Origin of the sequence: Pseudomonas sp. PDNC002, assembly GCF_016919445.1 — a bacterium.
Classification (GTDB): Bacteria; Pseudomonadota; Gammaproteobacteria; order Pseudomonadales; family Pseudomonadaceae; genus Pseudomonas.
This window is the reverse complement of record NZ_CP070356.1, coordinates 4,992,359-5,017,437: the sequence shown is the minus strand read 5'-3', so window position 1 is coordinate 5,017,437 and position 25,079 is coordinate 4,992,359. Positions and strand designations below refer to the sequence as shown.

The following is a 25,079-nucleotide window of genomic DNA, read 5'->3' as shown; positions in this document are numbered from 1 at the left end:
CGAGCTCCGCCCGGCGTCATGGCAGGCTCGCGGTATCACGGGGTGTTCGGGTTGAAAGTCAGGCCGTGGAGTCGAACAGCTCGGCGATGATCGGCCGCTTGCGGCGGATGCCCAGGCAGCACAGGTAGTAATCGATGTGGAACGGGTCCTCGGCGAAGGCGATGGAGCGCGTGCCGGGCCGGTCGGCGTATTCCACCGCCGAGACGAAGCCCACGCCGATGCCGTGCACCACCGCATGGACGATGGCCTCGCGGCTGTTCAGCTGCATCGCGCAGTCCAGTTCCACGCCATGTTGCCGGCAGCCTTCCTCCACCTGTTGGCGGGTGCGCGAGGCCGGCTCGCGCAACACCACGCGCTGGCTGGCGATCTCCTGCACGCTGACCGATTCCTGTTGCGCCCAGGGATGATCGTCGCGCACCACCGCGAGGATCGGGCAGGTGCGGTAGAGCTGCGTGCTCAGGCGCTGGTCGAACTCCGAGAGGGCGAGGATCGCCACGTCGATGTCGAAGTTGTACAGCCGCTCCAGGGTGCCGGCCTCGCTGGTGAAGGAGGTCTCCAGCTCGATGTGCGGGTAACGCTGCATCAGTGCGTAGGTCAGGCTCATGGCGATCGGCGGCGACACCGCGCCGAGGCGCAGCATGCCCTGCTTGCGCTGCTGGAAGCTCTGCAGCAGTTGCAAGGCTTCGTCCTCCTGGCCGAACAGGCCCTGGGTGATCGCGTAGAGCTGCTCGCCGGCCGGGCTCAGCTCGATGAAGCGGCCGCGCCGATGGAACAGCTCCACCGAAAAGCGCCTCTCCAGGCCGCTGACCTGCTCGCTGATGGTCGGCTGGCCGACGCTGAGCAGCGCCGCGGCCTGGGTGAAGCTGCCGGTGCGGGCCACGGCGTGAAAGGAGCGCAACCACTTGTGGTACTGGTACATGAGGTCTCTCTGTGAGGAAGGCCTGGCACATGGCCGTGCCCTCAGCGCCGGACGAACAGGGCGACCACCGCGCTGCACACGCAGGCCGTGGTGACCACGATGAAGATCAGTGAAGTATTGCCCGTCGTGTCCAGCATGCGACCGATCAGGGGTTCGGCCAGACCCGCGAAGAGATAGGAAGAGAAGTTCATGATCCCGGTGGCGGTACCGGCGCGGCGGGCGCCGACCAGGTCCGGGCAGAGCGCCCAGAAGCTCGACGCCGGGCCGTAGACGAAGAAGCCGCAGAGGAACAGCGCGAGCAGGCCGACGCCGCTGTGCGCCGGCAGGCTCCACATCCACAGGCTGGTGAGCGCGCCGAGCACCATGTAGAGCATGATCGCGCGGTAGCGCTTGCTGCCGAACAGGCGGTCGGACACCCAGCCGTTGCTCAGCGCGCCGACGGCCATGCCGACCGGCAGGGCGATGGTGATCCACTTCGGGTCGATGAAGCTCTGGCCCTTCTGCCAGTCGGCGCCGAGGAAGTGCACCGGCACCCAGACGATCAGCCCGTAGCGCGCGGCGTTCTGGAAGCCCAGGGACAGCGCGGCGACCAGCAGGCGCGGGTTCTTCAGCACCGCCAGGTAGCGCTGGGTCGAGCTTTCCTCTTCACCGTGGGCCACTTCGCTGGAGCGGTCCTCGGCATTCGCCACGCCGGTGTCGGCCAGCGGCTCGAAGCCCATGTCCTGCGGGCGTTCCCGCGCCACCAGGTAGAACACGATGCCGCCGGCGAGCATCAGCAGGACCGGCAGGCGGAAGATCCAGCGCCACTCCAGGTGCAACACGTCGATCACCACCACCGAGGTGACGTACGACAGCACCGAGGCGCAGCCGGCGGCGAACACGTAGAAGCCGTAGACCTTGCCGCGCTCGGCGGCGCTCCACCAATTCGACAGCAGGCGGCTGCCCGGCGCCCAGCCCAGCGCCTGGAAGTAGCCGTTGATGCCCCACGGCAGGATCAGGCTGCCGAAGCCGCCGGCGAAACTGGTGACCCAGTTGGCGCCGCAGGACAGCACCGCGCCCAGGCTCATGATGCGCCGGCCGCCGAACTTGTCGGCGAGGTTGCCGTTGATGGCCTGGCCGATGGCGTACATCCAGAGCATGGCGCTGGAGGCCCAGCCGAGGGTTTCCTTGCTCAGGCCGAACTCGGCCTGGATACCGGGGATGGCAAATCCGAACGTCTGGCGGCCGGTATAGAAGAACAGGTAGCAGAACATCGCGGCGAGCAGCATGCGCCACTGCGCCACGCGGAAGGGCGACACGGATGACTCAAGGCCAGGCAGGGTTTGTGCACGGTTCATGGCGGTTTTCCTTCTTGTTCGCTCGCGCCGGCGCAAGGCTCGGCGTGTCGGCACTCTTCTTCGGTGCAATAGGTTTTCGGTGCAACAGGAAAAGGCGGCAGCCAGGGCCGCCCGGTAAAGGACGACCTCAGGCGGCTTGCGAGCCGATGAAGTTGCGGCCGCGGGCGCCCTGCATGGCGAAGTCGATCATCGCTTCGGCCTCGGCGGAGGTCACGCCGTAATCGCCGAACTCGGTCTTGACCCCGAGGCGATGGAGGAATTCACGCAGGCGCTGCTGGGCGCCCTTCAGGTCGCTGCCGAAGACGCGTTGCAGCACGCGGTCGCGGTCGGTGTCGCGGCCCCAGGCCAGGCCCAGCACCAGCGGCAGGGTGAACGAGCAGGCGATGCCATGGGGCAGGCCGTGGCGCAGGGTCATCTCGTAGGAGATGGAGTGGGCCAGCGCGGTCTTGGTGTTGGAGAAGGCCATGCCGGCCTTCAGCGCGGCCAGCGCCATGCGCGAGCGCAGTTCACGGTTGCCGAGGTCCTGTTGCAGGCGCGGCAGGCAGTCGAGGATGTCCTCGATGGCAGAGATGGCGAAGGTGTCGGAGATCGGGTTGGCGTTGTGGTTCCAGATCGATTCCAGAGCGTGGGACAACGCATCCAACCCGGTGGACACGGTGACCCCGGCGGGCACGCTGAGCATCAGGTCCGGGTCGATCAGCGCCACCTGCGGCCAGGTGCAATCCAGGTGCAGGGAGTACTTCTTCTGTTGCTGCGCGTCCCAGATGGTTGCCCAGGGCGTCACTTCGCTGCCGGTACCGGCGGTGGTCGGTGCGGCGACCAGTGTCTTGGGCCGTGCCGGGACGAAGGGCTTGCCGGCGGCCAGCAGGTCGAGCAGTTCGTCGAAACGCCCGGACTCGGTGCCGACGACCAGTGCCTTGGCGGTGTCGATGGCGCTGCCGCCGCCGAGGGCGAATACCGTGGTGCAGTCGTTCGCTTCACGCCAGAAACGCTCGTGCACGTTGCGCAACCAGGCCACGTCGGGATTGGGCTGCACGTCGTCGATGACGTAGGTGAGGCGTTCGCCCAGCAGGTGGCGGACGCGCTCGATCAGCCCCAGTTGCGCGGCTTCGGGGAAGGTCACCAGGGCGACCTTGCCGTCGCACAGCTCGGCGATGCGGTCCAGGCTGCCGCCGCCGAAAACGGTGGCGACCGGATTGTGGAATCGGGCAGGCATGGGCAGTTCCTTGTTGTTGTTTGAACGTGCGGCCATGCTCGGGGCCTCGTCGTTTTCGTTCCAATCGATTGATCGCAGGTGGGCATCGGCCTGACCGATAACGGCGGGTGCGGACATTTGGCAAAACTCCAGGCATGAGCCTGCCCGGCGCGCGCCCGGAAGGCGCACGCGGCAGGATTGAAGAGGGAGGGTGGATCAGTGCCGGCCGGTGCCCTGGATGGCGTGGCGCAGGCGGTTGGAGAGCAGGTCGGCGAGCACCACCATGACGGTGATGACGAGGATGCAGGTGGCGGTCTCCTGGTACTTGAACAGCTTCAGGCTGCTCACCAGCTCGAAGCCCAGGCCGCCGGCGCCGACCATACCGAGCACGGTGGCTGAGCGCAGGTTGACCTCGAAGCGGTAGAGCACCACGGCGATCCAGGCGGTGATCACCTGCGGCAGCACGCCGAAGGCAATCACCTGCAACGGCCGCGCGCCGGTGGCTTGCAAGGCCTCGATGGGGCCCTGGTCGATCTCCTCGATGCTTTCGGCGAAGAACTTGCCGAGCATGCCCACGCCGTGCAGCGCCAGGGCCAGCACGCCGGGGAAGGGGCCGAGGCCGACTGCCGAGACGAACACCAGGGCGAGGATCAGTTCGTTGATGCTGCGGATGACGTTGAGCAATTGCCGCGTGCCCAGGTACAGCCAGCGGTTGCCGTGCAGGTTGCGCGCGGCGAGGAACCCCAGCGGCACCGCCAGGACGATGCCCAGCAGCGTGCCCCAGAGGGCGATCTGCAAGGTTTCCAGCGCCGGGCGCCAGAGGCTGGGGAGGATGCTCAGGTCCGGCGGCAGCGAGCGGCTGAGGAAGTCACCGATCTGCGGCAGGCCGCTGGCCAGTTCGCTCCAGCTCAGTTGCGCGCCCTCGGCGCTCCAGTGCAGCAGGTAGATCACCGCCAGCACGGCAGCGCCGGTGGTCAGCCAACCGCGCTTGCTCTGTGGCGTCTCGACCATCCACTGATGGCTTCGCAGGTTCATGCGCCGGCTCCTGTGCTGCTGGTGTACACCGCACGAGCCGCCGTCTGGTAGGCGGTCGCCTCGCTGCTCGGGCGTTGCTGGTAGATCCGCTGCAGGGCCGAATCATCCAGTTCCCCGGCGTTGCCGTCGAAGACCACCCGGCCGTTGGCCAGGCCGACGATGCGGTCGCCGAACTCGCGCGCCAGGTCCACCTGGTGCAGGTTGCACACCACGGTGATGCCCAGGGTGCGGGTGGCTTCGCGCAGGTAGTGCATGACCAGTTGCGCGGTCTTCGGGTCGAGGCTCGCCACCGGTTCGTCGGCGAGGATCACCTGCGGCCGCTGGGCCAGCGCGCGGGCAATGCCGACGCGCTGCATCTGCCCGCCGGACAGCGAATCGGTGCGCGCATCGGCCTTGTGTTCCAGCTCCACCCGGCGCAGGCATTCGCGGGCCAGGGCGATGTCTTCGCGGCTGAACAGTTGCAGCACCGAGGCGAGGGTGCCGACGCAGCCCAGGCGTCCGGTGAGCACGTTCTTCAGCACCGACAGGCGCGGCACCACGTTGTGGTGCTGGAAGATCATCGCCACCCGGCGACGCAGTTCGCGCTGGTCGCGGGGCAGCAGCGCATCGACCCCGGCGACCTGCAGCGTGCCGCTGTCGGCCTGCGCCAGGCGGTTCATGCAGCGCAGCAGGGTGGACTTGCCGGCGCCGGACTGACCGAGGATCACCACGAACTCGCCGGCCTCGATGCGCAGGTCGATCCCGCGCAGCACCGGGTTGTCGCCGTAGCCCTTGGTCAGTTGGGCAACGCGGATCATTTGAGGCTCCGCAGGTCGAGGTCGAGCACCTTGGCGGTGTCGCGCACGACGTTGTAGGCGGCGTCGTTGGTGGGCTGGAAGCCATTGAGCATGCCCTGGTCGCCCCACGGTACGTCCTTGATCGAGGCGAACGCGGCGACCAGCTTCTTCTGCAGTTCCGGGTCGAGGTTCTTGCGCCAGACCATCGGTGACTCGGGGATGTCGTCGGATTTCCAGACGACCTGGAAGTCATCCTGCTGCACTTGGCCGGCGCTGATCGCGCCGGCGAGGATGCGGTCGGCCACGGCGGCGGCATCCACCTTGCGGTTCTCCACGGCGAGGATGCTGGCGTCGTGGGAGCCGGAGAAGATCACCCGCGAGAACAGCGCCTTCGGGTCATGCCCGGATTGCTCCAGGCCGGCCTTGGGGAACAGGTGGCCGGAGGCCGAGCTGGGGTCGACGAAGGCGAAGGTGTGGCCCTTGAGGTCGTCCAGGCTGCGGATGCCGCTGTCCTTACGGGCGATGATCAGGCTGTGATAGGCGCTGCTGCCGGTCTTCTTGGTCACCGCCACGGCGAAGGCGTCGGCGCCGGCCACCTTGTTCGCGAGCACGTAGGAGAACGGCCCGAGGTAGGCGACGTCCAGCTTGCCGGCGCGCAGGGCTTCGATCACGCCGTTGTAGTCGGTGGCCACGAAGGGCTTCACCGGCATGCCCAGGCGTTCCTGCAACTGGTCGAGCACCAGCTGGCTGCTCTTGATCATGGCCTGGGAATCCTCGGAGGGGATCAGGCCGACGGTGAGTGCATCCTGCGCCTGGGCTGTCGAGAGCAGGGCGGAGGCGAAGGCGAGCGGCAGCACGGCGAAGCGGAACAGTCTGGTCAGCGAAGTCATGGCGTTACCCGGAGGTTGTGTTCGGTAGCGCCAAAGCTAGGGCTGTCATGTGACAGTCACGCCATCAAATCAATATGGGTTTGCACGGAAAACCATTGATAGGAGCTATGGATGTCCACCGCCCGCTTGCGAACCTTTCTCGCCGTCGCCCGCCACGCCAGCTTCAGCGCCGGCGCACGGGCCATCGGTCTCAGCCAGCCGACGGCGACCACGCAGATCCAGGGCCTGGAGCGGGAGTTCAACGTCGAGCTGTTCCACCGCCGTGGCCGGCGCATCGAGCTGACCGCCGTGGGCCGCGCGTTGCTGCCCATTGCCCAGCAGATGTCGATGCTCGAATCCGAGGCGACCAACCTGCTGCGCGATTCCGGCCAGCTCAATCGCGGCCAGCTGAAGGTCGGCGCGGTGGGGCCGTTCCATGTGATCGAGATGGTCGACCGCTATCGTCGCGACTATCCGCAGATCGACGTATCGATCCGTATCGGCAACTCGGCATCGGTCCTCGCGGACCTGGAGAACTACGTGACCGATGTCGGCGTGCTGGCCGGGCTGCATGACGATCCGGCCTTCGTCGCCGAGCTGTATGCGCGGCACCCGGTGATCCTCTTCGCCCACGCCGAACACCCCTTTGCCCGCCACGACGAGGTGCCGGTGCAGGCGCTCCAGGGCCAGCCGCTGCTGCGCCGAGAGCAGGGCTCGACCACCCGCGTCGCCCTGGAGCGGGTGCTGGAAGCGGCGGATGTCACACCGCGCATCGCCATGGAGATTGGCAGCCGCGAGGCGCTGCGCGAGGCAGTGATCCGGGGCATTGGCATCGGCGTGGTGTCCGAGGCGGAGTACATCGCCGATCCGCGCCTGAAGGCCATCCGCATCGCCGGCGACCCGGTGTACACCGAGACCTACCTGTACTACCTGGCCGAGCGCCGCAGCAGCCAGGTGATCGCTTCCTTCCTGCGCACACTCGCGCGATAGCACAGCCGCCGGGGCGGGCGTAAGGCTTGTCTTGCGGGCCGGGGGCCGGGTTATCCTGCGGGCCCCGTCGCCGTCACGAGACTGTCATGTCGTCCGCTGCCGAGCAGGCGCCGCTGCGCCGCGCCGATCGAGATTCGCGCCACTCCGCCCAGGTGCTCGGCCTGTGCCTGCCCGCTGACGTGCTGCTCTACCTGCTGCTGCCGATGTACGCGGCGGACTTCGGCGTGACGCTGGTGGAAGCGGGCATCCTGCTGGCGGCCAACCGCCTGGTGCGCATCGTCGGTTACGGCTGGGTGGTGCGTTTCTACGCTCGCCATGGTGACCGTGCGGCTTGCAGCCTCGCGGCGCTCGCCACGGCGTTCTGCGCGCTGGCCTCGGCGACGCTCTCCGGGTTTGCCGTACTGCTGGTGTTTCGCCTGGTCTGGGGCCTGTGTTTCGCCACCTTCAACCTCAGTACCCAGACCCTCGCCACGGCCGAGGCGCAAGGCGCCGCACGGCGCGCCGGGCGTTCGCGAGCGACCTTGTCCATCGGGCCGATGCTGGCCCTGCCGCTGGGGGCGGTGATGGCCCAGGCCTTCGGGCCGCGCAGCGTGTTCTTCGTGCTCTGCGTGGCAGCCCTGTGCGGCCTCTGGCGTGCCCGCGCGCTGCCGGCCAAGGGGCACGAGATTCCCGTCAGCAGTGGTCGCCGCCTGCGCCTGCCGGACAGCATCGCCACCTGGTCCTTCATCGAAGGCGTGACCCTGGACGGCCTGTTCATCTTCGGCCTGTCGCTCTACGCGCAGACCCACCTGGGCGGCACCGGCGTGCTAGTGGCGGGCATCCTGATGGCGGTGCGTTATCTCAGCGAGATGCTCTTCAGCCCCTTCGGCGGGCGGCTGGCGGATCGCTTCGGCGCGCTGCGCATGCTGGTGATCCTGTCGCTGGCCACCTCGCTGGCGCTGCTGATGTTCGGCAGCTACTGGCTGTTCGTCGGCGCCTTCTTCGTGCTGGTGCTGCGCGCGCTGCAACTGCCGCTGGTGGTGACGCTGGTGGCCAGCCGCAATCCGCAGGCGCGCATCCAGGCGCTGGCCGGCAATGCGGTCTGGCGCGATATCGGCGCCGGGCTCGGGCCGATCCTGGCCGGCGTGCTGCTGCCGCAGGTTCCGGCGATCTGGGCCTACGCGGGGGCGGCGCTGATACTGGCGCTCAGTGCGCTGGGGTGTGCCTGGCGGCGTTGAGCGGAAGCGCTCTCGATTCAGGTTGATTGGCTTTGCAAGGACGCAAGAAAGTGAAGGTATTGTTCATAGGTTTGTCAGGAATTCTGGCGCTGGCTCAGATGTCGTCAACCTTTGCGGAGAACCTCAACGGCAAGCGTCTCTACTCGCAGCGATGCGCCGTTTGCCACGGAGCGGATATCAAGGCGACGGGGCCGCTGGCCAACAAGAGCAATCCCCCTACGCCCGATCTCACAACGCCCGCGTTCAGGAAGCGCCTGAGTGAATATCCGGGTGTCATCGTGTCTTCGGTGGTGCTTCGTCCCAATGGAAACCTGATCCCCCAGACATTGCGCGAGAACGGCGTGAAGATTCCGCCGCACGCCTGGACCATCGATGATCTGCGCGATCTGAACCAGTACATGACGGCCGTGATTGCCAGGAGTCGGTGATGTCGGTTTGGGGCGCGCAGCAATCCGGCAGCCAGTTCGAGGCTGAATGCGCGGATTGTTCAAGCGCAGCCGAAGGTGCTACGGGAACACTGGCGACTCCCACTGCACTGGAGCTGCCCCATGCGCTACCTCTACGCCCCCGCGTTCTTCTTCGGCTTCATCGGCCTGGCCCTGTATCTGGTCGGTGAGGGCGTATCGCTGCTCTGCCTGCCGGCGCTGTTGCCGCTGACGATCCTGCTGGCCTTTCTTGCCGAGCGGTTCTGGCCGTATCGAGCGGGCTGGAACGAGAGTCACGGCGATGGCGCCCGCGACCTGGCCCACGCGCTGGCCAACGAGACGCTGAATGCCTTGGGTATCGCCGCCATTCCATTGATGGCTTTGTGGATGCCGCATTTCGCCCTGTGGCCGGTGGACTGGCCACTGGCGTTGCAACTGCTGGCGGCGCTGTTGATCGCCGACCTGGGTGTCACCCTCGTGCACTACGCCAGCCACCGTTCCGCGCTGCTCTGGCGCCTGCACGCGGTGCACCACAGCGTGACGCGCATGTACGGCTTCAACGGCCTGATGAAGCACCCGCTGCACCAGACGCTTGAAGCGCTGGGCGGAACGCTGCCACTGCTGTTGCTCGGTGTTCCCGTGGAGGTTGCGGCGTTGCTGGCCTTCGCCATCGCCATTCAGTTGCTGTTGCAGCACAGCAATGTCGACATGCGTATCGGTGTGCTGCGCCATGTGTTTGCCTGGGCGCCGCTGCACCGTCTGCATCACCTGAAGTACGGTACGGCGGGCGATGTGAACTTCGCGCTGTTCTTCAGTTTCTGGGATCGTCTGCTGGGCACCGCGCTGTACCTGCCGGACTATGAACTGGCGGAGGATGACCTGGGAATCGGTGACCGGCCGGACTACCCCGTGGCCTATCTTGATCAACTGCGCGAGCCGTTCCGCCAGCACGACACGGCGCATCCACCCGCCGTCTTGCCGCCTGAGCTGCGCCGCGCGCTAGTCGAGTAAGCGCAGCTTCAGTTGGCGCAGCGTCAGGTCGGCGCGGATGCCGAACTGGTTGCGCACGCTGCGGGAAAAGTGCGCGGAATCGGCGAAGCCGGCGGCGATGGCCGCCTCGGTCAGACTGCTGCCGGCCATGGCGTGGCGCAGCGCCTGGCGCAGTCGCTGCCAGAGCACCAGCCGACGCACCGACAGCCCCAGCGTGCCGCTGAACAGCCGCTCCAGCTGGCTCAACGACAGCGCGGCTTCGTCGGCCAGTTCCTGGGCTGGGAGGGCGCCGTCGTCCAGGGCGCGGATGCGTTGCAGGGCTTTGTCCAGGCGCGGATCGAGTGCACGGCGAGGCAGGGCTTGCAGTTGCGCGGCGAGCGCTGGCAGGTCCGGCCCGGTTGCTTGGCAGACGCGCTCCAGGTCGGCCAACTCGAAAGCCAGCGGTTCGGCGAAGAGGGTGATGACGGGCTGCTCGCTGGCCTGAATGGCATGGCGCCGGTTCGACGGAATCACCAGCAGCGGCCCTCGTTGCGGTTGCTCGTCCACCAGCGCCTGCACGTCGTCTGCGCGAGCCATCAGCAACTGATGCGCGTAGTGCGCGTGCGGGCGTGCATGGCCGGTGGTGCCGGCAACCAGGCAGAAGTCCGCGCCCAGCCACAGCTCGCCTTGCCAGGGCTGTTCACGCGGGGTCATGGCTGGCGTGCCAGCCATTCTTCGCGGGTCAGCTCCCAGGTTTCCCGTGGCAGCACGCCACTGACGAAATGGCCTTCGCTGCTGTCGATGCAGCGCATGCCTTCGCGCTCGGAAATGCGCCGCGAGCCCTGGTTGACGATGGCCTTTGGCACCTGCATGAGCGGCCGCTCCAGGGTCAGGAACCAGTAGCGATTGATCGCTTCGCAGGCCTCGGTCATGTAACCCCGGCCTTGCCACCTCGGCGCGAGCCAGAACCCCCGGTGATTGCCGGGTTGGTCGAAGAGGGAAATGCTGCCGATGGCGCCGCCGGGCTCGCTGGCCAGGCGGATCATCCAGTGCCACTCCTCGCCGCGCGCCATCGCCGGCAGCGCCAGGTCGCGCACGTAGGTCAACGCACCGTCATCGGGGTAGGGCCAGGGCACGCGGCTATCCAGATAACGCACCACTTCCCAGTGCGGGAACAGGCGCTGGATGGCGTCGGCATCCGCCAGTTGCAGGGGCGTGAGCAGCAAGCGCTCGGTACGCAGGGTGGGCAGGCGATCCATGTCGAGGTCCTGTGTTCGGACGAGCAGTCTGCGGCTTTTCGCTCGCCCTTGGCCAGCCGGATGACGTGCCCGGTCCGAACGGTCGGGCGGCACGGCAGGAATTTCCTACACTCCCATTCCGGCCGGCGCCTTCGCCTCGGCCCGCTCAAGAGAGGTTGTCATGGCCCGCATTGTCAGAATCCACGAATACGGTGACGCCAGCGTCCTGAAGCTGGAGGCGGTGGACGTACCCGCCCCGGCGGCGGACGAGGTGCAGATCGCGGTCAAGGCCTTCGGCCTGAACCGCGCCGAGGTAATGTTCCGTAGCCACGCCTACCTGCAGGAAGCCGAGTTCCCCAGCCGCCTGGGCTACGAGGCTGCCGGCGTGGTGAGCGCGGTGGGCAGCACCGTGAAGAATGTCGAGGTGGGCGATGCGGTGAGCCTGATCCCGCCGCTGGATATCGCCCGCTGGGGCACCTACGGCGAAGTGGCCAACGTGCCGGCGTACCTGGCGGTGAAGCACCCGCAGAACCTCAGCTTCGAGCAGGCGGCCGCCACCTGGATGCAGTACGTCACCGCCTGGGGCGCGCTGGTGGAGCAGGCGAAGCTCTCGAAGGGCGAGTTCGTGCTGGTCACCGCCGCTTCCAGCAGCGTCGGACTTGCCGCCTTCCAGATCGCCCGCATGGTCGGTGCCACCTCCATCGCCGTGACCCGCATCCAGGCGAAGAAGCAGGCGTTGCTGGATGCAGGCGCCAATCACGTGATCGTCAGCGACGATGAGGACATCGTCGAGAACGTGATGGCGCTGACTGGCGGGCAGGGCGCCCGCGTGGTGTTCGACCCCATCGGCGGCCCCGGTTTCGAGGTGCTCACCCAGGCCATGGCGCGTGGCGGCATCCTCCTCGAATACGGCGCGCTGAGCCCGGAGCCGACGCCGTTCCCGCTGTTCACCGTGCTGGGCAGGAGCCTGACGCTCAAGGGCTACCTCTACGCCGAAATCGTCGCCGATCCGGCGGCGCTGGAGCGCGCCAAGGCGTTCATCGTCAAGGGGCTGGAGTCCGGCGCGCTGAGCCCGATCATCGCGCGGACCTTCCCGCTGGAGCAGATTCAGGAGGCACACCGCTTCCTCGAAGCCAACCAGCAGGTGGGCAAGATCGTCGTGACGGTGTGATCCGGTGTGCCCCGTTTGCCGCTACGGGCGGGTTCCAGCCCGCGCCTCACTGCTGCGGCCACAGGTCGATCGAAAAATACTGCTTGGAAATCTGCGTGTACTTGCCCGAGGCGTACAACTGCGCGAGCGCCTGGTCGATGCGCGCCTTGAGCGCGGTGTCGTCCTTGCGCAGCCCCGCGCCGACGCCCAGGCCGTACTTGAGCGGGTCCATCCGTACGCTGCCGGTGCCTTTTTCCTCGAACGTCGCCCCGTCCGCCGACTTGAGGAAATCCACGTCGCCGAGCTTGTCGAGGAACATCACATCGATGCGTCCGGCGATCAGGTCGGCGTTGCAGTCATCCTGGGTGGTGTAGAGGCGCACGTCCGACGTGTTGCCGTAGGCGGCGCGGATGAATTCGGCGTTGGTGGTGGAACCCTGTACGCCGATGGACTTGCCGGCAAGCCCGTCGGGTGTCAGCACCGGCTGGGAGTCCTTGGCGGCGACGAAGATGCCGGTGGTTTCGTAGTACGGCCGCGAGAAGGCCACGACCTTCTGCCGTTCCGGACTGATGCCCAGCGAGTTGAAGATGACGTCGAACTTCTTCGCCAGCAGCGCGGGGATGATGCCGTCCCAGGCCACTTCCTTGATCTCGCACTGCGCCTTCATCTGCTCGCAGAGGGCGCGGATGAGGTCGGGCTCGAAGCCGGTGAATTCGCCGGACGGTGTCTTGACCAGGAACGGCGGGTACGGCTCCGCGGCGACGCCGAAGCTCAGCGTTTCCGCCGCTGCGCTGGCGGGCGCCGTGAAGGAACACAAGGTCATGCCCATGGCGGCGAGCAAGGCCAGCTGGCGGAAGGTTCGGTTCATGGCGGTTCCCTCTTTCAGGACGATGGCGACTAGGTGAGAGGTCTTGTTGTTGTGCGTGACTCAACGTGGCCTTTCTGCGACGTGAACGGGTAGTGGCAACCAGCCCTGGATCGCCTGCCAGTCCGATTCCAGGGCGGCGAAGCGCGAGAGCGAAAAGCTGGAGAGGTCGGCAAAGCTGCAGCGCCCGTCGACCACCAGGTCGCGAATGGCGTGGCCGCTGGCCGGCGAGAGTCCGAAGCCGACACCGGACATCGTGGCCACGGTGACATTCTCCAGTGTCGCGGGACGGTCGATGACCGGGCGGCCATCCGGGGTGTTTTCGATGAAGCCGGCCCAACTGCGGATCATCCGCACATGGGCGACCTTGGGGAACAGTTCGGCGAGGCGCCGGGCGATGCTGCACTGCAGCGGCGTCGACTGCGGTCGATTGCCGGGTAGGTCGGCCAGGTCGACCCATTCGTGCGGGCCGCCGCCGTAGGCCAGGTTGCCGCGCAGGGTCTGCCGCCCGTACAGGCCATTGCCATCCACGCCGCCCACCGCCATCAGCGGCAGCGGCTCGGTGACGATCATTTCGGCCCGCGCGGTGACCAGCGGAAGAGTCACGCCGAGCTGCTCCGCCAGTTCGCCGGTGTGCGGGCCGGCGGCGATCACCAGTTGCTCGCAGGCGATCAGGCCGTGTGGCGTGCGTACGCCGACGACCCGCTCGCCCTGGCGTTCGAAGCCGATGACGGGGGTGTGTTCGAGAATCCGCCCGCCGAGATTCTGCAGTGCCCAGGCGTAGGCCTGCAGGGTGCGATGCGGGTTGGCGTGGCCGCCCAGGTGGTAGTAGTAGCCGGCCAGCACGTTGTCTCCGGCGAACGGCACCAGCTCGCGGACCTGCTGCGGGTCGAGCCGGTCTGCGCGCATGCCGTAGTGGGCGATCTCGTCCACCACCTTGCGGTCGAGGGACAACTGGTGTTCGTCGAGGTCGATGCTGATCCGGTGCGGGCGGAATTCGGTGGGGTAGCCCAGCAGCTCGTCCAGCATGGGCCACAGGCGCTGTTCTTCGAGGAACAGCGGGCTGTGATGGTGAGAGCAGCCGCCGCCGTTGCGACCGGAGGCGCCCCAGCCGATCAGGCCCGCTTCCAGCACCAGGACGTCGACCCCCTCGCGCGCCAGCCACCAGGCGGCGCTGAGTCCCGTCACGCCGCCACCGACGATGACGACGGAGGCTCCCCGGGATGATTGTGCGGCGTTGTCCATGGTCTCAGTCCTTGTGTGGCAGCGGTTGCCGGGAAGTGTCCTGCGGGCGCCGGGCGAGGGTCTGCTGCCCGCTGCACAGCCAGAACGGCGTCCACTGTGACGGCATGTCGAACCAGGCATCCCAGTGGCGGCGCATCGCTGGCGTTTCCTCGACCTGGCCGATCTGCCGCAGTGATAGCGGACGGACCGGCGGGCGGAAGGAGGCGAGGGCGATGTCGGCGACACTCTCGTTCACGCCCAGGCCGATCAGCGCGGCCACCTGCTCGCGGCACCGGCGGCCCTGGCATGGACCCATGCAGGCCCGCGTGAGCCGCTTGGTCACGTCCGGATTGGGGGCGTGGGAGGTCATCGCGCCGGACAGCACCGCGTCCGCTGGCGACCATCCGAGGTAGCGCGGCGGCTGGGTGCCGAGGATGTCGCCGGCGGTCACTTCCTCGCACTGGCAGACATAAGGGGCGTTCTGCGCGTGGAGTGTCGTGGCGCGCACCCAGGCGGCGCGCTGGGCGGCGATGTCCGGTGCGGGCCGGTCGGGCAGCGGCGGCGCCGTGATCGCGCCGGTCTCGACGCCCAGCGCAGCCAGGGCGCTGTGCGCGGCGAGGCGTCCTTCCTGCCGGGCGATCTCCGTGTCGAGACTTTTCGCCGCCCAGATACCGGCGCAGTCGCCCGCCACCAGGATGCAGGGTAGCGAGGTGCGTTGTGCCACATCGCAGTCGGCTACGTGGCCGCCGCGTTCGGCCTTGAACGAGACCTGGCAGCCCGCTGCGTCGAGCAGTTCGATGGCCGGGATGGCGGCGACGCCGAGCAGCACGGTGTCGCAGTCGAGGGTCTTCGCGCTGCCGTCGATGGGCAGTCCGTCGCGATCGATCGCGACAGCGGTGACGTGGGTGACGCCGAAGGCATCGCCCGCCGCTTCACGGAGCACATGCGCGGTCAGCAGCTCGACGCCGTGCTCGACCAGTCGCTCCAGTACGGCCGCATCACCGCAGACCTGGTCGGCCTGCTCGACGATGGCGGCGATGGACACGCCCAGGTCGATCAGCGCCAGCGCCGTGGCAAGGGCCTGCGTATCGCTGCCGACCAGCACGGCGCGGGTGCAGTCCAGCGCCGCGTAATCCGTCGCCAGCCGGTGGGCGGCGCTGGCGCCCATCACGCCAGGGCGGTGCCAGCCGTCGAAGGCCAGGCCCATGTCGCGTCTGCCGCTGGCGACGATCACCTGGCGGAAGCGCAGCAGGTAGGCGTTCTCCTCGTCGGCGAGGCCGGCCACCGCGGCGTCGATCCACGCGCGGGTCGGCTGCTGCGGAAACAGCCCCCAGACCGCCGTGCCGAGCCTGACATCGACGCTAGCTTCCAGGGCATCGGCGATCTGCGGGCGAGCATCGAGCAGGCTCTGCAGGACGCTGTTGCGGTTGGCGACCGCGGCGCCCATGCGCCCGCCGAAATGCAGCGGGACTTCCTCGCCCATCGTTTCCAGTGGCACCGGGTTCTCGTCCACCAGCGTGACGCGCAGGCCGTGCCCGGCGGCGGCCAGCGCGGCGGCGAGCCCCGCCGGTCCGGCGCCGACGATGAGGATATCGGTCTCGTCGCGAATCGGCGGCGCCTTGCCGGCCACCGAGGCGGGGTCGTAGTAGGGGCCTTGCTTGGGATGCTCTGTCACCGTATTCCCTCCTGGCGTTGCGGGCGCGAGAGATGAGCTGCTGATCCTGCGCGGAGCAGCGACTAGAACAGCGAGGAGGGCGGCTTGACGTCGCCCTCGGCGAAGCGCGACAGGCGCAGTTGGCGCATGTCCAGGCCCGGATTGCCGGTGTCGATCCAGTCCGCCAGGGTCTTGCCGACGATGGGGCCCATGGCGAACCCGTGGCCGCAGAAACCGGTGGCGACGGCGAGGCCGCGGGGCGAGGTCTGCGCATCGATCACCGGAATGCCGTCCGGTAGCACGTCGATGCCGCCGGCCCACTGGTCGGCGATCTGCGTAGCGGCCTGGTTGGGAAAGGCGGACTTCAGGCCGTGCAGCGCCGCGCGCAGGCTTTTGCCGTTGGGCATGATCCGTGGCGCGCGCTCGTGAATGCCCGGCCCCAGCCGCGCCGGCTCCGACCAGGGCAAGCGCTGGCGCAGGTCGTTCAGGCAGGCGCCGTTGAGGTTGAAGCGGAACGACTTGCGGTGAGCCCAGAGCGACGGCGCATACCAGTGCAGCGCGCGCAGGTGGCCGAGGGTCATGTCGACGTCGACGTGGGCGTCGTCGGCGATGTTGAAGCTGCCATCGAGCCGCTGGCGGAAGCCGACGCCGTTGGCGATGGTGGAAATGCCGCTGAGCGCCGGTCCCGGCGTGGTCCGCGCCACGGTGCCGCGGACCAGTTGCTGCGGCAGCTCGATACCGAGCAGTTTCAGCAGGCGGAAGGTGGTGACGCCGGCGGCGCACACCACCGTTTTCGCCTTCACGTAGCCGTGTTCGGTCTCGACGCCCACCACCTGGCCGGCGGCGACGTCGATGCCACGGGCACCGCACTGTTCGACGATGCGCACGCCGAGTTCGCGGGCGCGACGGGCGAAGGCACGGGCCACCAGCGTCGGTTCGGCCTGGCCGTCGCTGGCGGTGAACAGGCCGCCCAACTGCGGCATGGCGTAGCCCGGCAGCCGGGCTTCGACTTCGCGCGGCGAGAGCATCACGGTATCTACCGAGAAGTCCCGCGCCACCGGCAGCCACGACGCGTAGCCGTCGCGCTCGGCCTCGTTGCCGGCGACGAACAGGCAGCCGTCGTTGCGCCAGCCCAGGTCGCTCTGCAGCTCCTGCTCCAGCGCGCGCCAGATACCGATGCTGGCCTGCATCAGCGGCACTTCGGCCTCATCCCGCGATTGCTGGCGGACGAAGCCCCAGGCCCGCGAGGACTGCTGGCCGGCGAGGATGCTTTTTTCCAGCAGCAGCACGCGGGCGCCGGTCTTGCCGAGGTAGTACGCAGAGGCGCAACCCATCAGGCCGCCGCCGATGATCACCACGTCGACCTCCTGTGGCAGGCGCGTCGCGAGGTTGCCGAATGCCGCTGCTGGACTGTTCATGAGAGGCCCCGTTAGATTGAGCCGACGTCTGGAAGCGCGTCGTTGTCCAGGCCAAGCATGAGCCGCGGTCAGTCGAAAGATAAGTGACGTATCGGCATTTATCCCATGTGAGGAATGCATAGAACGATGAGCCGTCAGCTGCCATCCATCGAGCTGTTGCAGGCGTTTCTGACCGTCGCCAAAACCGGCAATTTCGGCAAGGCGGGCGAGCAGTTGCACCTGAGCCAGAGCGCCGTGAGCCGCCAGGTTGCGCAGTTGGAAAAGTGCCTGGAGAACCGCCTGTTCGAGCGCCACACCAGAAAGATCGTGCTGACCGCCGAAGGCGCCTCGCTGATTCCGGTTGCCGAACAGGTCATCGGCCTGCTCTCGGATGCCTCGCACATGCTCGCCACCGTCGGCCGCAGCGTCAGCCTGCGCGCGCATCCGACGATGGCGACCCGCTGGCTGATTCCGCGACTCACTGCGTTCTACGACGCGCACCCGGACGTCACGGTCAGCGTCGATACCGCCTACGAGCGCTTCCCCGACTTCGCCTTCGAAGCGGTCGACGCGATGATCACCTACGGCACCGCCACCTGGCCCGGATTCGAGGCGTTGGTGCTGTGGGAGGAGGAACTGATCGCGGTGGCCGCGCCAAGCCTGGTGGCGGGCACCACGGCGGAAGATGCGCTGCGCTGCGCGCGGCTGGTGGACGGCAGCCTGGATCGCCTGGACTGGCGCCGCTGGGAGGAGCTGTACCCCGGTTCGCTCGGCGGCGGCAATGGCCACCTGACCTTTGACACCCTGGAGTCGGCCATCGTCGCCGCCAAGTGCGGCCAGGGCGTCGCGCTGGTGGATGCGGTGATCACCCGAGCCGAGCTGGACAACCAGGAACTGCTGCGCCTGCATCCGGGCAGCATCGTCACCGGCGCGCGCTACACGCTGGTCTACCCCAGGCGGGTGAAACGTTCCAGCGGCTTCGCGGCGTTTCTCGCGTGGCTGGAAGAGGCTGCCGGCGGGGTGGGGCGGGCATAGCGCAGGCGATTCGCGTGTTCCCGCCAGGGCGCGCCAGCCCGTTCGCGGGGCTGGCGCGTCTTCGTGCTGTGGAGGCTGGTTACTTCGGCCGCCGGGCTGGGGAGCGCGCCTGGCTATCCGCCAGGCGCCAGCGGGTTACTCAGGCCTTCTTCGTGGACGGCAGCAGGATGGTCAGGCAACCCAGCAGCGGCAGGTACGAGCAGAGCGTGTAGACGTACTCGATGCCGTGGATGTCGGCCAGGTGGCCGAGCAGCGCGGCGCCGATGCCGCCGAAGCCGAACATCAGGCCGAAGAACACGCCGGCGATCATGCCGACGTTACCCGGCACCAGTTCCTGGGCGTAGACCACGATGGCGGAGAAGGCCGAGGCGAGGATGAAGCCGATCACCACGCTGAGTACGCTGGTCCAGAACAGGTCGACGTAGGGCAGCGCCAGGGTGAAGGGCGTGACGCCGAGGATGGAGAACCAGATCACCGCCTTGCGGCCGATCTTGTCGCCCACCGGGCCGCCGAAGAAGGTGCCGGCCGCCACCGCACCGAGGAACAGGAACAGGTGCAGCTGTGAGCTGGCCACCGAGAGGTCGAACTTCTCGATCAGGTAGAAGGTGTAGTAGCTGGTGAAGCTGGCCATGTAGAAATACTTGGAGAACACCAGCAGCGCCAGCACCACCAGCGAGGCGGTCACCCGGCCCTTGGACAGGCCGTGGGTGGCCACGCCGCCCGCCTTGAGCTTGAACAGGCTGAGGTGGTTGCGGTACCAGCGGCTCAGGCCCCAGAGCACGCCGATGAGAAACACCGCGAACACGCCGAAGAAGGCCACGTTGCCCTGGCCGTACGGAATGATGATGGCCGCCGCCAGCAGCGGGCCGAAAGCGCTGCCGGCATTGCCGCCGACCTGGAAGGTGGACTGCGCCAGGCCAAAGCGCCCGCCGGAGGCCAGGCGGGCGATGCGCGAGGTCTCCGGGTGGAAGGTCGAGGAGCCGATGCCCACCAGCGCCGAGGCGAGGAGGATCGCCGGGAAGCTACCGACGAAGGCCAGCATGAGGATGCCGATCAGCGTGCAGACGCTGCCCAGCGGCGCCAGCCACGGTTTGGGATGGCGGTCGGTGTGGTAGCCGACCCAGGGCTGCAACAGCGAGGCGGTCAGCTGGAAGGTCAGGGTGATCAGGCCGACCTGGGTGAAGCTCAGGCCGTAGTTGGCCTTGAGCACCGGGTAGATCGACGGCAGCACGGCCTGGATCAGGTCGTTGATCAGGTGGGCGAGGGCGCAGGCGCAGATCACCCGCATGACCAGCGGGCTGGCCTGGCTGGACACGGACGGCGTGGCCAGGGACGAAACGGTGGCAGTGGACATGGGACTCCGGGACAACAGGCAAGGCGTGGCGCACGGGGCGCGCCGGGATCTTGGATGGATGGCTGGTTCGCTGGGCCTATCCTAGGGAGCCGGCGGGCTTCTGTCTCACGCGATCCGGACGACGAATATCGCGAAACGGCCAAATCGGTCCGTGGCGCATTGGATCGGCTATGCTCGCAGCCCGTCCCGAACTCCATTCCGCCAGGTCTGCTGCATGTCGTCCCCCGTCGCTTTGCGTGTGCCTTTCGAAGGGCACGAACTCCACGCCGATACCCTGGGTGGCGACTCGCCGCTGCACCTGTTCGGCATCCACGGCGGCGGTGCCAGCAACCGTTCGGTGTGGGATGGCCTGCGCCAGTCGCTGTGGCGACGGGGCGTGGGGTCGACGGCGCTGGATTGCGTCGGCCACGGCCAGACCGGCGGAGCCTTCCCCGAGTCCTCGCTGCAACGGCGCAGCCACCAGGCGCGCGCGGTGATGAAGCGCGCCGGGGTGCGTCCCACCGCGCTGGCCGGCATCAGCATGGGCGCCTACAACGCGCTGCGGCTGAGCGAGGAGCTGGATGTGCAGGCGCTGATCCTCATCGTTCCCGGCATCTACACCCCCGAAGCGCACGAGGTGCCGTTCGGGCCGGACTTCTCGGCGATCATCCGCCGACCGCGCAGCTGGGTGGACAGCGACGCCTGGGACATCCTCGCGCGCTTCCATGGCCGCCTGCTGGTGATCGCCGGCGAGCAGGACAGCGTGATTCCCCTGGAAATCCCCGAGCGCCTGCATGCCGCCGCCACCCGCGCCAGCCGACGCGAGCTGCTGGTGGTGCCGGGCGCCGGCCACAGCGGATTGCTGCCGGTGCTGCTGGACAACCCGCAGTGGCATGCTTCGCTGCTGGAGTGCGTTGGTCTGGAGGACTGAACGGCGCAGTCCTGGCTGCTAGGGTGACAGGGTCAACCCTGTCTCCAGAGGAGGTGCAGCATGGACACGGTCACTGGCGGTTGCCTGTGCGGCAATATGCGAATCCAGGCTTCGGGGCGCCCGAACCGGGTCGGTATCTGCCATTGCCTGGATTGCCGCAAGCACCACGGCGCGCTGTTCCATTCGTCGGCGATCTTCCCCGAGGATGCCGTGCGCATCGAGGGCGAGGTCAGTGAGTACGCCGGGCGCTGCTTCTGCCCGCGCTGTGGTTCATCGGTGGTCGGTAGAAGTCCCGGCGAAATCGAGGTGAGCCTGGGCGCCCTGGATGCGCCGGACCAGTTCCAGCCCACCTACGAGCTATGGATCTGCCGGCGCGAAGCCTGGTTGCCGGCGTTCCCGCTGACACGGCGTTACGAGCGTGATCGCGAGGCTTCCGGGCCCACCGAGGAATAGCGAACGGCGCCGATCACGGACAGAAAACGCACCTCACGGACAGATCGCGCCAGCATTTCCCGACTTCGCGCAATTGTCATATTCGCTGCCGAAAACCCTGCCGATAGTAGCCCCGCCAACAAAGCTCAAAGAGGCTACATCGTGTTCCATCGTGCTCTGCTTTCCGCATCTACCCTCGGCCTGTCCCTGCTCAGTTTGTCCGTCGCCTGCGCCAACGCGGCCGAGACCTACACCCTGGACACTCCGCACCTGGCCGGCATCGACAACTTCCGCGACATCGCCGGGACCACCACTGCGTACACCACTGCCAATGATGGGGTGATGCGCTCTGGCGTGTTCTATCGCTCCAACGCACTGACCCCCAAGGGCACCGACCTGGCGGTACTGAACAGCCTGGGCATCAGCAACGTCTACGACCTGCGCACGCCCGTCGAGGCGGCTGCCACGCCGGACACCCTGCCGGCCGGGGCGGTGTATCAGAACATCGACATCATCGGCAGCACCACCTCGGGCGCCAACATCACCAACATCTCCTTCACCAGTGCGGCCCAGGCCGTGGCGATGATGGAGGAAACCAACCGCGCCTTCGTCAGCGACGCCGGCATGCGTGGCCAGTTCACCGTGCTCTTCAACGAGCTGGCCGCCGCCGATGGCGCCGCGCTGTTCCACTGCACCGCCGGCAAGGACCGCACCGGCTGGACCGCCGCCGTGCTGCTGAGCATCGCCGGGGCGGACAGCCAGACCATCATGGACAACTACCTGGCGACCAACGACTACACCGCCGCCCGGATCAAGGCGACGCTGGCGATGATGCCGCCCAGCATGGCGGCCATCTACGAGCCGCTGATCGGCGTGCAGGCCAGCTACTTGCAGGCAGGCCTGGACGAAGTCACCGCCCAGTACGGCAGCATGGACAACTACCTCAAGGAAGGCCTCGGCCTGTCCCAGGAAACCATCTACGTGCTGCGCGGCAAGATGGTCTATTACAACAGCCTGCCGGGCACCCTCGGCCTCTCGGGCAACGCCGCCGCCGGTGCGCAGCTGCTGACCCAGTTGCAGAACAGCAGCCTTTCCGGCGCCTACACCGCGTACAACTACTACCTGCAATCGGCGATCGATGCCGGCACCCTCGGCGGCGTCGAGTCCACCGTCGGCGGCCAGGTGCACGCCGACGCGGCCAGCTACCTGCTGCGCCAGGATGCGCTGATCGACCGCGCCGCCGCGCCCTACGCCAGCGGCATCGACCTGAAGGCCGGGCAGACCCGCCTGTGGACCACGGCGCTGGCCGGCTACCAGGGCAATTCCGCTACCTCCAATGCCGAAAGCAGCAACGAACACACCCAGGGCCTGATGGTCGGCGTCACCCAGCGCTTCTCCGAGCAGCTCAGCGGCAACGCCGGCTTCGGCTACAGCAAAGGCAGCGTCGGTGGTGCCGGCGGCGATGTCGACACCGACCTGACCTTCATCCGTGGTGGTGCGCGCTTCGCCCTCGACGGCCTGGAGCAGGGCCTGTTCGTCGACGCCGACCTCAGTTATGGCTGGGTCGACTACGACAGCAAGCGCGACATCGGCGGCGGCCTGGGCAAAGCCAAGGGCGACACCAGCGGCAACCTCAGCGGCGCCAGCGTCGCGCTGGGTTACCGCACGGCAGTGTCCACCGTGACCCTGGAGCCGAGCATCGGCCTGCGCTACAGCCACCTGGACCTGGACGGCTTCCAGGAGAAGGGCAGCGAGCTGGCGCTGGATGTCGACGATATCAGCGAGAATCGCCGCAGCGCCTACGCCAACCTCAAGGCCTCGTTCGCCCCGGTGGCCCTGGGCAGTGGCTGGCAGATGGTGCCGGGTCTGGAGGTCGGCTACGACCATGCGCTGGGTGACTACAAGGTCGACAGCGAAGGCCACCTGCTGGGCTTCGACGTTTCCCAGCGTGCTGCCTTCGACAACCGCGACCAGTTCAGCGGCGCGTTCAGCCTCACCGCCAGCCAGGGCGAGTTCAGCGTCGGTGCCGAAGTCGGCGCGCTGGGCGGCAGCGGTAGCCACGGCGCCAGTGGCAGCCTGAAGGCCAGCTACCAGTTCTGATCGGCGTTGCCATGAGCAGGCGGCCCGTCGCGGAATACGCGGCGGGCCGTTTTTCTGTCAGGGGGGAGCGTGCAGTGGCGGATCATTCGCTATGGGTAATCCGGCCTACGCAACCTGGTAGCACGATCGAGTCATGGGCGCGTGGAAACAGCGGGATGCGCGGGAGCAACTGTTTTCTGCTGGGAAATCCATACCCGTGCATCTCCCTCACCCCAGCCCTCTCCCTGAGGGAGAGGGGGCAGTTCGAGCCGACTGACGCAACGATTTCATCCTGCACCGAACGGTCCCCCTCTCCCTGAGGGAGAGGGGGTAGTCCGAGCCGACTGACGCAACGATTTCATCCTGCACCGAACGGTCCTCTCTCCCCCTGAGGGAGCGGGGGGCAGTCCGAGCCGACTGACGGAACGATTTCACCCTACACCGAACGGCCCCCCTCTCCCTGAGGAAGAGGGGGCAGTCCGAGCCGACTGATGCAACGATTTCACCCTGCACCGAACGGCCCCCCTCTCCCTGAGGAAGAGGGGGCAGTCCGAGCCGACTGACGCAACGATTTCACCCTGCACCGAACGGTCCCCCTCTCCCTGAGGGAGAGGGGGTAGTCCGAGCCGACCGACGCAACGATTTCATCCTGCACCGACCGGTCCCTCTCTCCCTGAGGGAGAGGGGGTAGTCCGAGCCGACTGACGCAATGATTTCACCCTGCGCCGAACGGTCCCCTCTCCCCCTGGGAGAGGGTTAGGGTGAGGGCCGACCCAGGCGCAGAGGCATCTCGCAGGAGCGGATTTCGTCCGCGATGGGCTATGTGCCGTGGGGTTCGCGAGCAAGGACTGGGCGTCCCCCGCGGTCCTGCAGGGAAGCACCGTCGCGTTTTTGCAGGAGCGAGCTTGCTCGCGAACCGAGCTGACTGGAGCCCTGCCGGCGAGCATCACGAACAGAGCCGGTTGCTTCCCTAGGCAGGCGTCGACAGGTTCCTGCGCAAATCCGCCGGGCTCATGCCGTAGGCGCTCTGGAAGTATTGGCAGAAGCGTCCGACGTTGCTGAAACCCAGGGCCAGGGAAATCTCGCTGACCGATTGCGAGCCATCCTGCTGCAGCGCGTCGTAAGCGCGCTGCAGGCGCACTTCGCGCTGGTAGGCGACGATGGAGCTGCCGACGAAGCGGCGAAAGCCTTCCTGCAGGGCGCGCAGGCTGACGTTGGTCAGCTCGGCCAGGTCGTTGCCGCTGACCATCGCGTCCGGATGCTCCTGGATGTAGTCCATGGCCAGCTTCACATGGCGCGGCGCGATCTGCGGGGCAGGGCGCCTGAGCGCGTCGCTGTAGTTGTGCGGCCAGATTTCCAGCACCGAATCCACCAGCATTTCCTGCAGGCGCGCCGGCATCAGCGCGCTGGAATTGATCAGCAGGTCGAACTCGTTGCCGGTGGCCATGGCGACGATCGCCTTGATGCCCTGGAAGGCCTCGTTGCTCAGGTCCACCCGTGGCTGGAAGCGCACCTTGTGGGTGATCGGCCGGCCCAGCAAGGTCGCCAGGCGGCGGGCGAACAGTGAGCGGCGCACCGACAGGCCGTGGTGCGCGTGACCGTCGATGAAACCCACCGAGCGCACCGTTGCCTTCTCCATCGCCAGGCCGATGCCGGGCATGCCGACGCTGTCGCCGGACTGGTTGAAGACGATGCGCCCGGCGCTGGGGAAGATGAAGGTGATCTCGTCGTCGAGGTCCGGCATCTCGGTCAGCAGGTCGCCGCGAAAGCTCAGGCGGCGGAAGCTGACACCCTCGTGGCGGCCGTAGACGCCGCCGATGGCGATGGGGCGTTCGGGGCGTGGCATGCCCGAATAGAGGTTGCCGAACATGCGCGTGTAGAGAGCGCCGAAATCGTCGGCGGTCATGTTTTCCGAACGGATCAGGAACTGCTTGCGGGAGGTGCTCGTGTCTACCGTCATGGTCCGTCTTCTGGCAGCGCCGGTGGAACCGCTCCGGCCCAGGGGCCGG

Annotated in this window: 23 protein-coding genes; 9 read left to right on the top strand and 14 right to left on the bottom strand. The window is 67.5% G+C overall.

Going from position 1 to position 25,079, the window contains the following annotated elements:
• Nucleotides 1-58: 58 nt before the first annotated feature.
• The 6 genes from JVX91_RS22555 to phnD form a co-directional block, all read right to left on the bottom strand.
• Complete coding sequence (locus tag JVX91_RS22555; RefSeq protein WP_205336339.1) at nt 59-919, bottom strand: LysR substrate-binding domain-containing protein; 861 nt, start codon at nt 917-919, stop codon at nt 59-61.
• 41 nt (nt 920-960) lie between these two features.
• Nucleotides 961-2,256: an MFS transporter gene (locus JVX91_RS22550; protein ID WP_205336338.1), complete on the bottom strand. Its 1,296-nt coding sequence runs from the start codon at nt 2,254-2,256 to the stop codon at nt 961-963.
• 127 nt (nt 2,257-2,383) lie between these two features.
• Nucleotides 2,384-3,472, bottom strand: coding sequence for an iron-containing alcohol dehydrogenase PsrA (gene psrA / locus JVX91_RS22545; RefSeq protein WP_205336337.1), 1,089 nt, complete (start codon nt 3,470-3,472; stop codon nt 2,384-2,386).
• A gap of 195 nt (nt 3,473-3,667) precedes the next feature.
• Nucleotides 3,668-4,486, bottom strand: coding sequence for a phosphonate ABC transporter, permease protein PhnE (phnE, locus tag JVX91_RS22540; protein ID WP_205336336.1), 819 nt, complete (start codon nt 4,484-4,486; stop codon nt 3,668-3,670).
• Complete coding sequence (gene phnC, locus JVX91_RS22535) at nt 4,483-5,283, bottom strand: phosphonate ABC transporter ATP-binding protein (protein ID WP_205336335.1); 801 nt, start codon at nt 5,281-5,283, stop codon at nt 4,483-4,485. Before phnC ends, phnE begins: the two co-directional genes overlap by 4 nt.
• Nucleotides 5,280-6,152: a phosphonate ABC transporter substrate-binding protein gene (gene phnD, locus JVX91_RS22530; protein ID WP_054909880.1), complete on the bottom strand. Its 873-nt coding sequence runs from the start codon at nt 6,150-6,152 to the stop codon at nt 5,280-5,282. The genes phnC and phnD overlap by 4 nt, the downstream gene beginning before the upstream one ends.
• Nucleotides 6,153-6,263: 111 nt before the next feature.
• Between phnD and JVX91_RS22525 the strand changes: the two genes are divergently transcribed.
• The 4 genes from JVX91_RS22525 to JVX91_RS22510 all read left to right on the top strand — a co-directional run bounded on the left by JVX91_RS22525 (nt 6,264) and on the right by JVX91_RS22510 (nt 9,774).
• Nucleotides 6,264-7,121 carry a LysR substrate-binding domain-containing protein gene (locus JVX91_RS22525; protein WP_205336334.1) on the top strand — a complete coding sequence of 286 codons (858 nt, stop codon included), beginning with the start codon at nt 6,264-6,266 and terminating at the stop codon, nt 7,119-7,121.
• Between the two features lie 86 nt (nt 7,122-7,207).
• Nucleotides 7,208-8,338: an MFS transporter gene (locus JVX91_RS22520; RefSeq protein ID WP_205336333.1), complete on the top strand. Its 1,131-nt coding sequence runs from the start codon at nt 7,208-7,210 to the stop codon at nt 8,336-8,338.
• Between the two features lie 50 nt (nt 8,339-8,388).
• The gene (locus JVX91_RS22515; RefSeq protein WP_240201648.1) at nt 8,389-8,766 is read left to right on the top strand and encodes a c-type cytochrome; all 378 of its coding nucleotides are present in this window, start codon (nt 8,389-8,391) and stop codon (nt 8,764-8,766) included.
• Between the two features lie 120 nt (nt 8,767-8,886).
• The gene (locus JVX91_RS22510) at nt 8,887-9,774 is read left to right on the top strand and encodes a sterol desaturase family protein (RefSeq protein WP_205336332.1); all 888 of its coding nucleotides are present in this window, start codon (nt 8,887-8,889) and stop codon (nt 9,772-9,774) included.
• On the opposite strand, the gene JVX91_RS22505 is transcribed toward JVX91_RS22510, so the two are convergent.
• A complete protein-coding gene (locus JVX91_RS22505) occupies nt 9,763-10,446 on the bottom strand; it encodes an AraC family transcriptional regulator (protein ID WP_205336331.1) in 684 nt (227 codons plus the stop codon). The genes JVX91_RS22510 and JVX91_RS22505 overlap by 12 nt on opposite strands.
• A complete protein-coding gene (locus JVX91_RS22500; RefSeq protein WP_205336330.1) occupies nt 10,443-10,991 on the bottom strand; it encodes a GNAT family N-acetyltransferase in 549 nt (182 codons plus the stop codon). The genes JVX91_RS22505 and JVX91_RS22500 overlap by 4 nt, the downstream gene beginning before the upstream one ends.
• Before the next feature lie 160 nt (nt 10,992-11,151).
• Between JVX91_RS22500 and JVX91_RS22495 the strand changes: the two genes are divergently transcribed.
• Entirely contained in the window at nt 11,152-12,141 is a 990-nt protein-coding gene (locus JVX91_RS22495; RefSeq protein ID WP_205336329.1) for a zinc-dependent alcohol dehydrogenase family protein, read from the top strand.
• Between the two features lie 46 nt (nt 12,142-12,187).
• On the opposite strand, the gene JVX91_RS22490 is transcribed toward JVX91_RS22495, so the two are convergent.
• The 4 genes from JVX91_RS22490 to JVX91_RS22475 form a co-directional block, all read right to left on the bottom strand.
• On the bottom strand, nt 12,188-12,988 hold the full coding sequence (locus JVX91_RS22490; RefSeq protein ID WP_240201647.1) for a transporter substrate-binding domain-containing protein: 801 nt from the start codon (nt 12,986-12,988) through the stop codon (nt 12,188-12,190).
• A gap of 60 nt (nt 12,989-13,048) precedes the next feature.
• On the bottom strand, nt 13,049-14,350 hold the full coding sequence (locus tag JVX91_RS22485) for an FAD-binding oxidoreductase (RefSeq protein WP_345890258.1): 1,302 nt from the start codon (nt 14,348-14,350) through the stop codon (nt 13,049-13,051).
• Nucleotides 14,235-15,884, bottom strand: a complete 1,650-nt coding sequence (locus JVX91_RS22480) for an NAD(P)/FAD-dependent oxidoreductase (RefSeq protein WP_205336327.1) — start codon at nt 15,882-15,884, stop codon at nt 14,235-14,237. The genes JVX91_RS22485 and JVX91_RS22480 overlap by 116 nt, the downstream gene beginning before the upstream one ends.
• Nucleotides 15,885-15,946: 62 nt before the next feature.
• On the bottom strand, nt 15,947-17,281 hold the full coding sequence (locus tag JVX91_RS22475; protein WP_205336326.1) for an FAD-binding oxidoreductase: 1,335 nt from the start codon (nt 17,279-17,281) through the stop codon (nt 15,947-15,949).
• A gap of 126 nt (nt 17,282-17,407) precedes the next feature.
• Between JVX91_RS22475 and JVX91_RS22470 the strand changes: the two genes are divergently transcribed.
• On the top strand, nt 17,408-18,295 hold the full coding sequence (locus tag JVX91_RS22470; protein ID WP_205336325.1) for a LysR substrate-binding domain-containing protein: 888 nt from the start codon (nt 17,408-17,410) through the stop codon (nt 18,293-18,295).
• Between the two features lie 139 nt (nt 18,296-18,434).
• Here the strand turns inward: JVX91_RS22470 and JVX91_RS22465 are convergent, their stop codons facing one another.
• The gene (locus tag JVX91_RS22465) at nt 18,435-19,649 is read right to left on the bottom strand and encodes an MFS transporter (protein WP_205336324.1); all 1,215 of its coding nucleotides are present in this window, start codon (nt 19,647-19,649) and stop codon (nt 18,435-18,437) included.
• Between the two features lie 214 nt (nt 19,650-19,863).
• On the opposite strand from JVX91_RS22465, the gene JVX91_RS22460 reads away from it, so the two are divergent.
• The 3 genes from JVX91_RS22460 to JVX91_RS22450 all read left to right on the top strand — a co-directional run bounded on the left by JVX91_RS22460 (nt 19,864) and on the right by JVX91_RS22450 (nt 23,091).
• Nucleotides 19,864-20,559: an alpha/beta hydrolase gene (locus tag JVX91_RS22460; RefSeq protein ID WP_205336323.1), complete on the top strand. Its 696-nt coding sequence runs from the start codon at nt 19,864-19,866 to the stop codon at nt 20,557-20,559.
• Between the two features lie 60 nt (nt 20,560-20,619).
• A complete protein-coding gene (locus JVX91_RS22455; protein ID WP_205336322.1) occupies nt 20,620-21,012 on the top strand; it encodes a GFA family protein in 393 nt (130 codons plus the stop codon).
• A 141-nt stretch (nt 21,013-21,153) separates the two neighbouring features.
• Complete coding sequence (locus JVX91_RS22450) at nt 21,154-23,091, top strand: tyrosine-protein phosphatase (RefSeq protein ID WP_240201646.1); 1,938 nt, start codon at nt 21,154-21,156, stop codon at nt 23,089-23,091.
• A gap of 949 nt (nt 23,092-24,040) precedes the next feature.
• Here JVX91_RS22450 and JVX91_RS22445 read toward each other — a convergent pair.
• Nucleotides 24,041-25,030: an AraC family transcriptional regulator gene (locus tag JVX91_RS22445; RefSeq protein WP_205336321.1), complete on the bottom strand. Its 990-nt coding sequence runs from the start codon at nt 25,028-25,030 to the stop codon at nt 24,041-24,043.
• Between the last annotated feature and the right edge of the window lie 49 nt (nt 25,031-25,079).

Bases quoted from the DNA above. Each gene is read 5' to 3' on its own strand.
- JVX91_RS22555 (WP_205336339.1), bottom strand. From the start codon at position 919: ATGTACCAGTACCACAAGTGGTTGCGCTCCTTTCACGCCGTGGCCCGC.
- JVX91_RS22550 (WP_205336338.1), bottom strand. From the start codon at position 2,256: ATGAACCGTGCACAAACCCTGCCTGGCCTTGAGTCATCCGTGTCGCCC.
- psrA (WP_205336337.1), bottom strand. From the start codon at position 3,472: ATGCCTGCCCGATTCCACAATCCGGTCGCCACCGTTTTCGGCGGCGGC.
- phnE (WP_205336336.1), bottom strand. From the start codon at position 4,486: ATGAACCTGCGAAGCCATCAGTGGATGGTCGAGACGCCACAGAGCAAG.
- phnC (WP_205336335.1), bottom strand. From the start codon at position 5,283: ATGATCCGCGTTGCCCAACTGACCAAGGGCTACGGCGACAACCCGGTG.
- phnD (WP_054909880.1), bottom strand. From the start codon at position 6,152: ATGACTTCGCTGACCAGACTGTTCCGCTTCGCCGTGCTGCCGCTCGCC.
- JVX91_RS22525 (WP_205336334.1), top strand. From the start codon at position 6,264: ATGTCCACCGCCCGCTTGCGAACCTTTCTCGCCGTCGCCCGCCACGCC.
- JVX91_RS22520 (WP_205336333.1), top strand. From the start codon at position 7,208: ATGTCGTCCGCTGCCGAGCAGGCGCCGCTGCGCCGCGCCGATCGAGAT.
- JVX91_RS22510 (WP_205336332.1), top strand. From the start codon at position 8,887: ATGCGCTACCTCTACGCCCCCGCGTTCTTCTTCGGCTTCATCGGCCTG.
- JVX91_RS22505 (WP_205336331.1), bottom strand. From the start codon at position 10,446: ATGACCCCGCGTGAACAGCCCTGGCAAGGCGAGCTGTGGCTGGGCGCG.
- JVX91_RS22500 (WP_205336330.1), bottom strand. From the start codon at position 10,991: ATGGATCGCCTGCCCACCCTGCGTACCGAGCGCTTGCTGCTCACGCCC.
- JVX91_RS22495 (WP_205336329.1), top strand. From the start codon at position 11,152: ATGGCCCGCATTGTCAGAATCCACGAATACGGTGACGCCAGCGTCCTG.
- JVX91_RS22490 (WP_240201647.1), bottom strand. From the start codon at position 12,988: ATGAACCGAACCTTCCGCCAGCTGGCCTTGCTCGCCGCCATGGGCATG.
- JVX91_RS22485 (WP_345890258.1), bottom strand. From the start codon at position 14,350: ATGCCTGGTTCGACATGCCGTCACAGTGGACGCCGTTCTGGCTGTGCA.
- JVX91_RS22475 (WP_205336326.1), bottom strand. From the start codon at position 17,281: ATGAACAGTCCAGCAGCGGCATTCGGCAACCTCGCGACGCGCCTGCCA.
- JVX91_RS22470 (WP_205336325.1), top strand. From the start codon at position 17,408: ATGAGCCGTCAGCTGCCATCCATCGAGCTGTTGCAGGCGTTTCTGACC.
- JVX91_RS22465 (WP_205336324.1), bottom strand. From the start codon at position 19,649: ATGTCCACTGCCACCGTTTCGTCCCTGGCCACGCCGTCCGTGTCCAGC.
- JVX91_RS22460 (WP_205336323.1), top strand. From the start codon at position 19,864: ATGTCGTCCCCCGTCGCTTTGCGTGTGCCTTTCGAAGGGCACGAACTC.
- JVX91_RS22455 (WP_205336322.1), top strand. From the start codon at position 20,620: ATGGACACGGTCACTGGCGGTTGCCTGTGCGGCAATATGCGAATCCAG.
- JVX91_RS22445 (WP_205336321.1), bottom strand. From the start codon at position 25,030: ATGACGGTAGACACGAGCACCTCCCGCAAGCAGTTCCTGATCCGTTCG.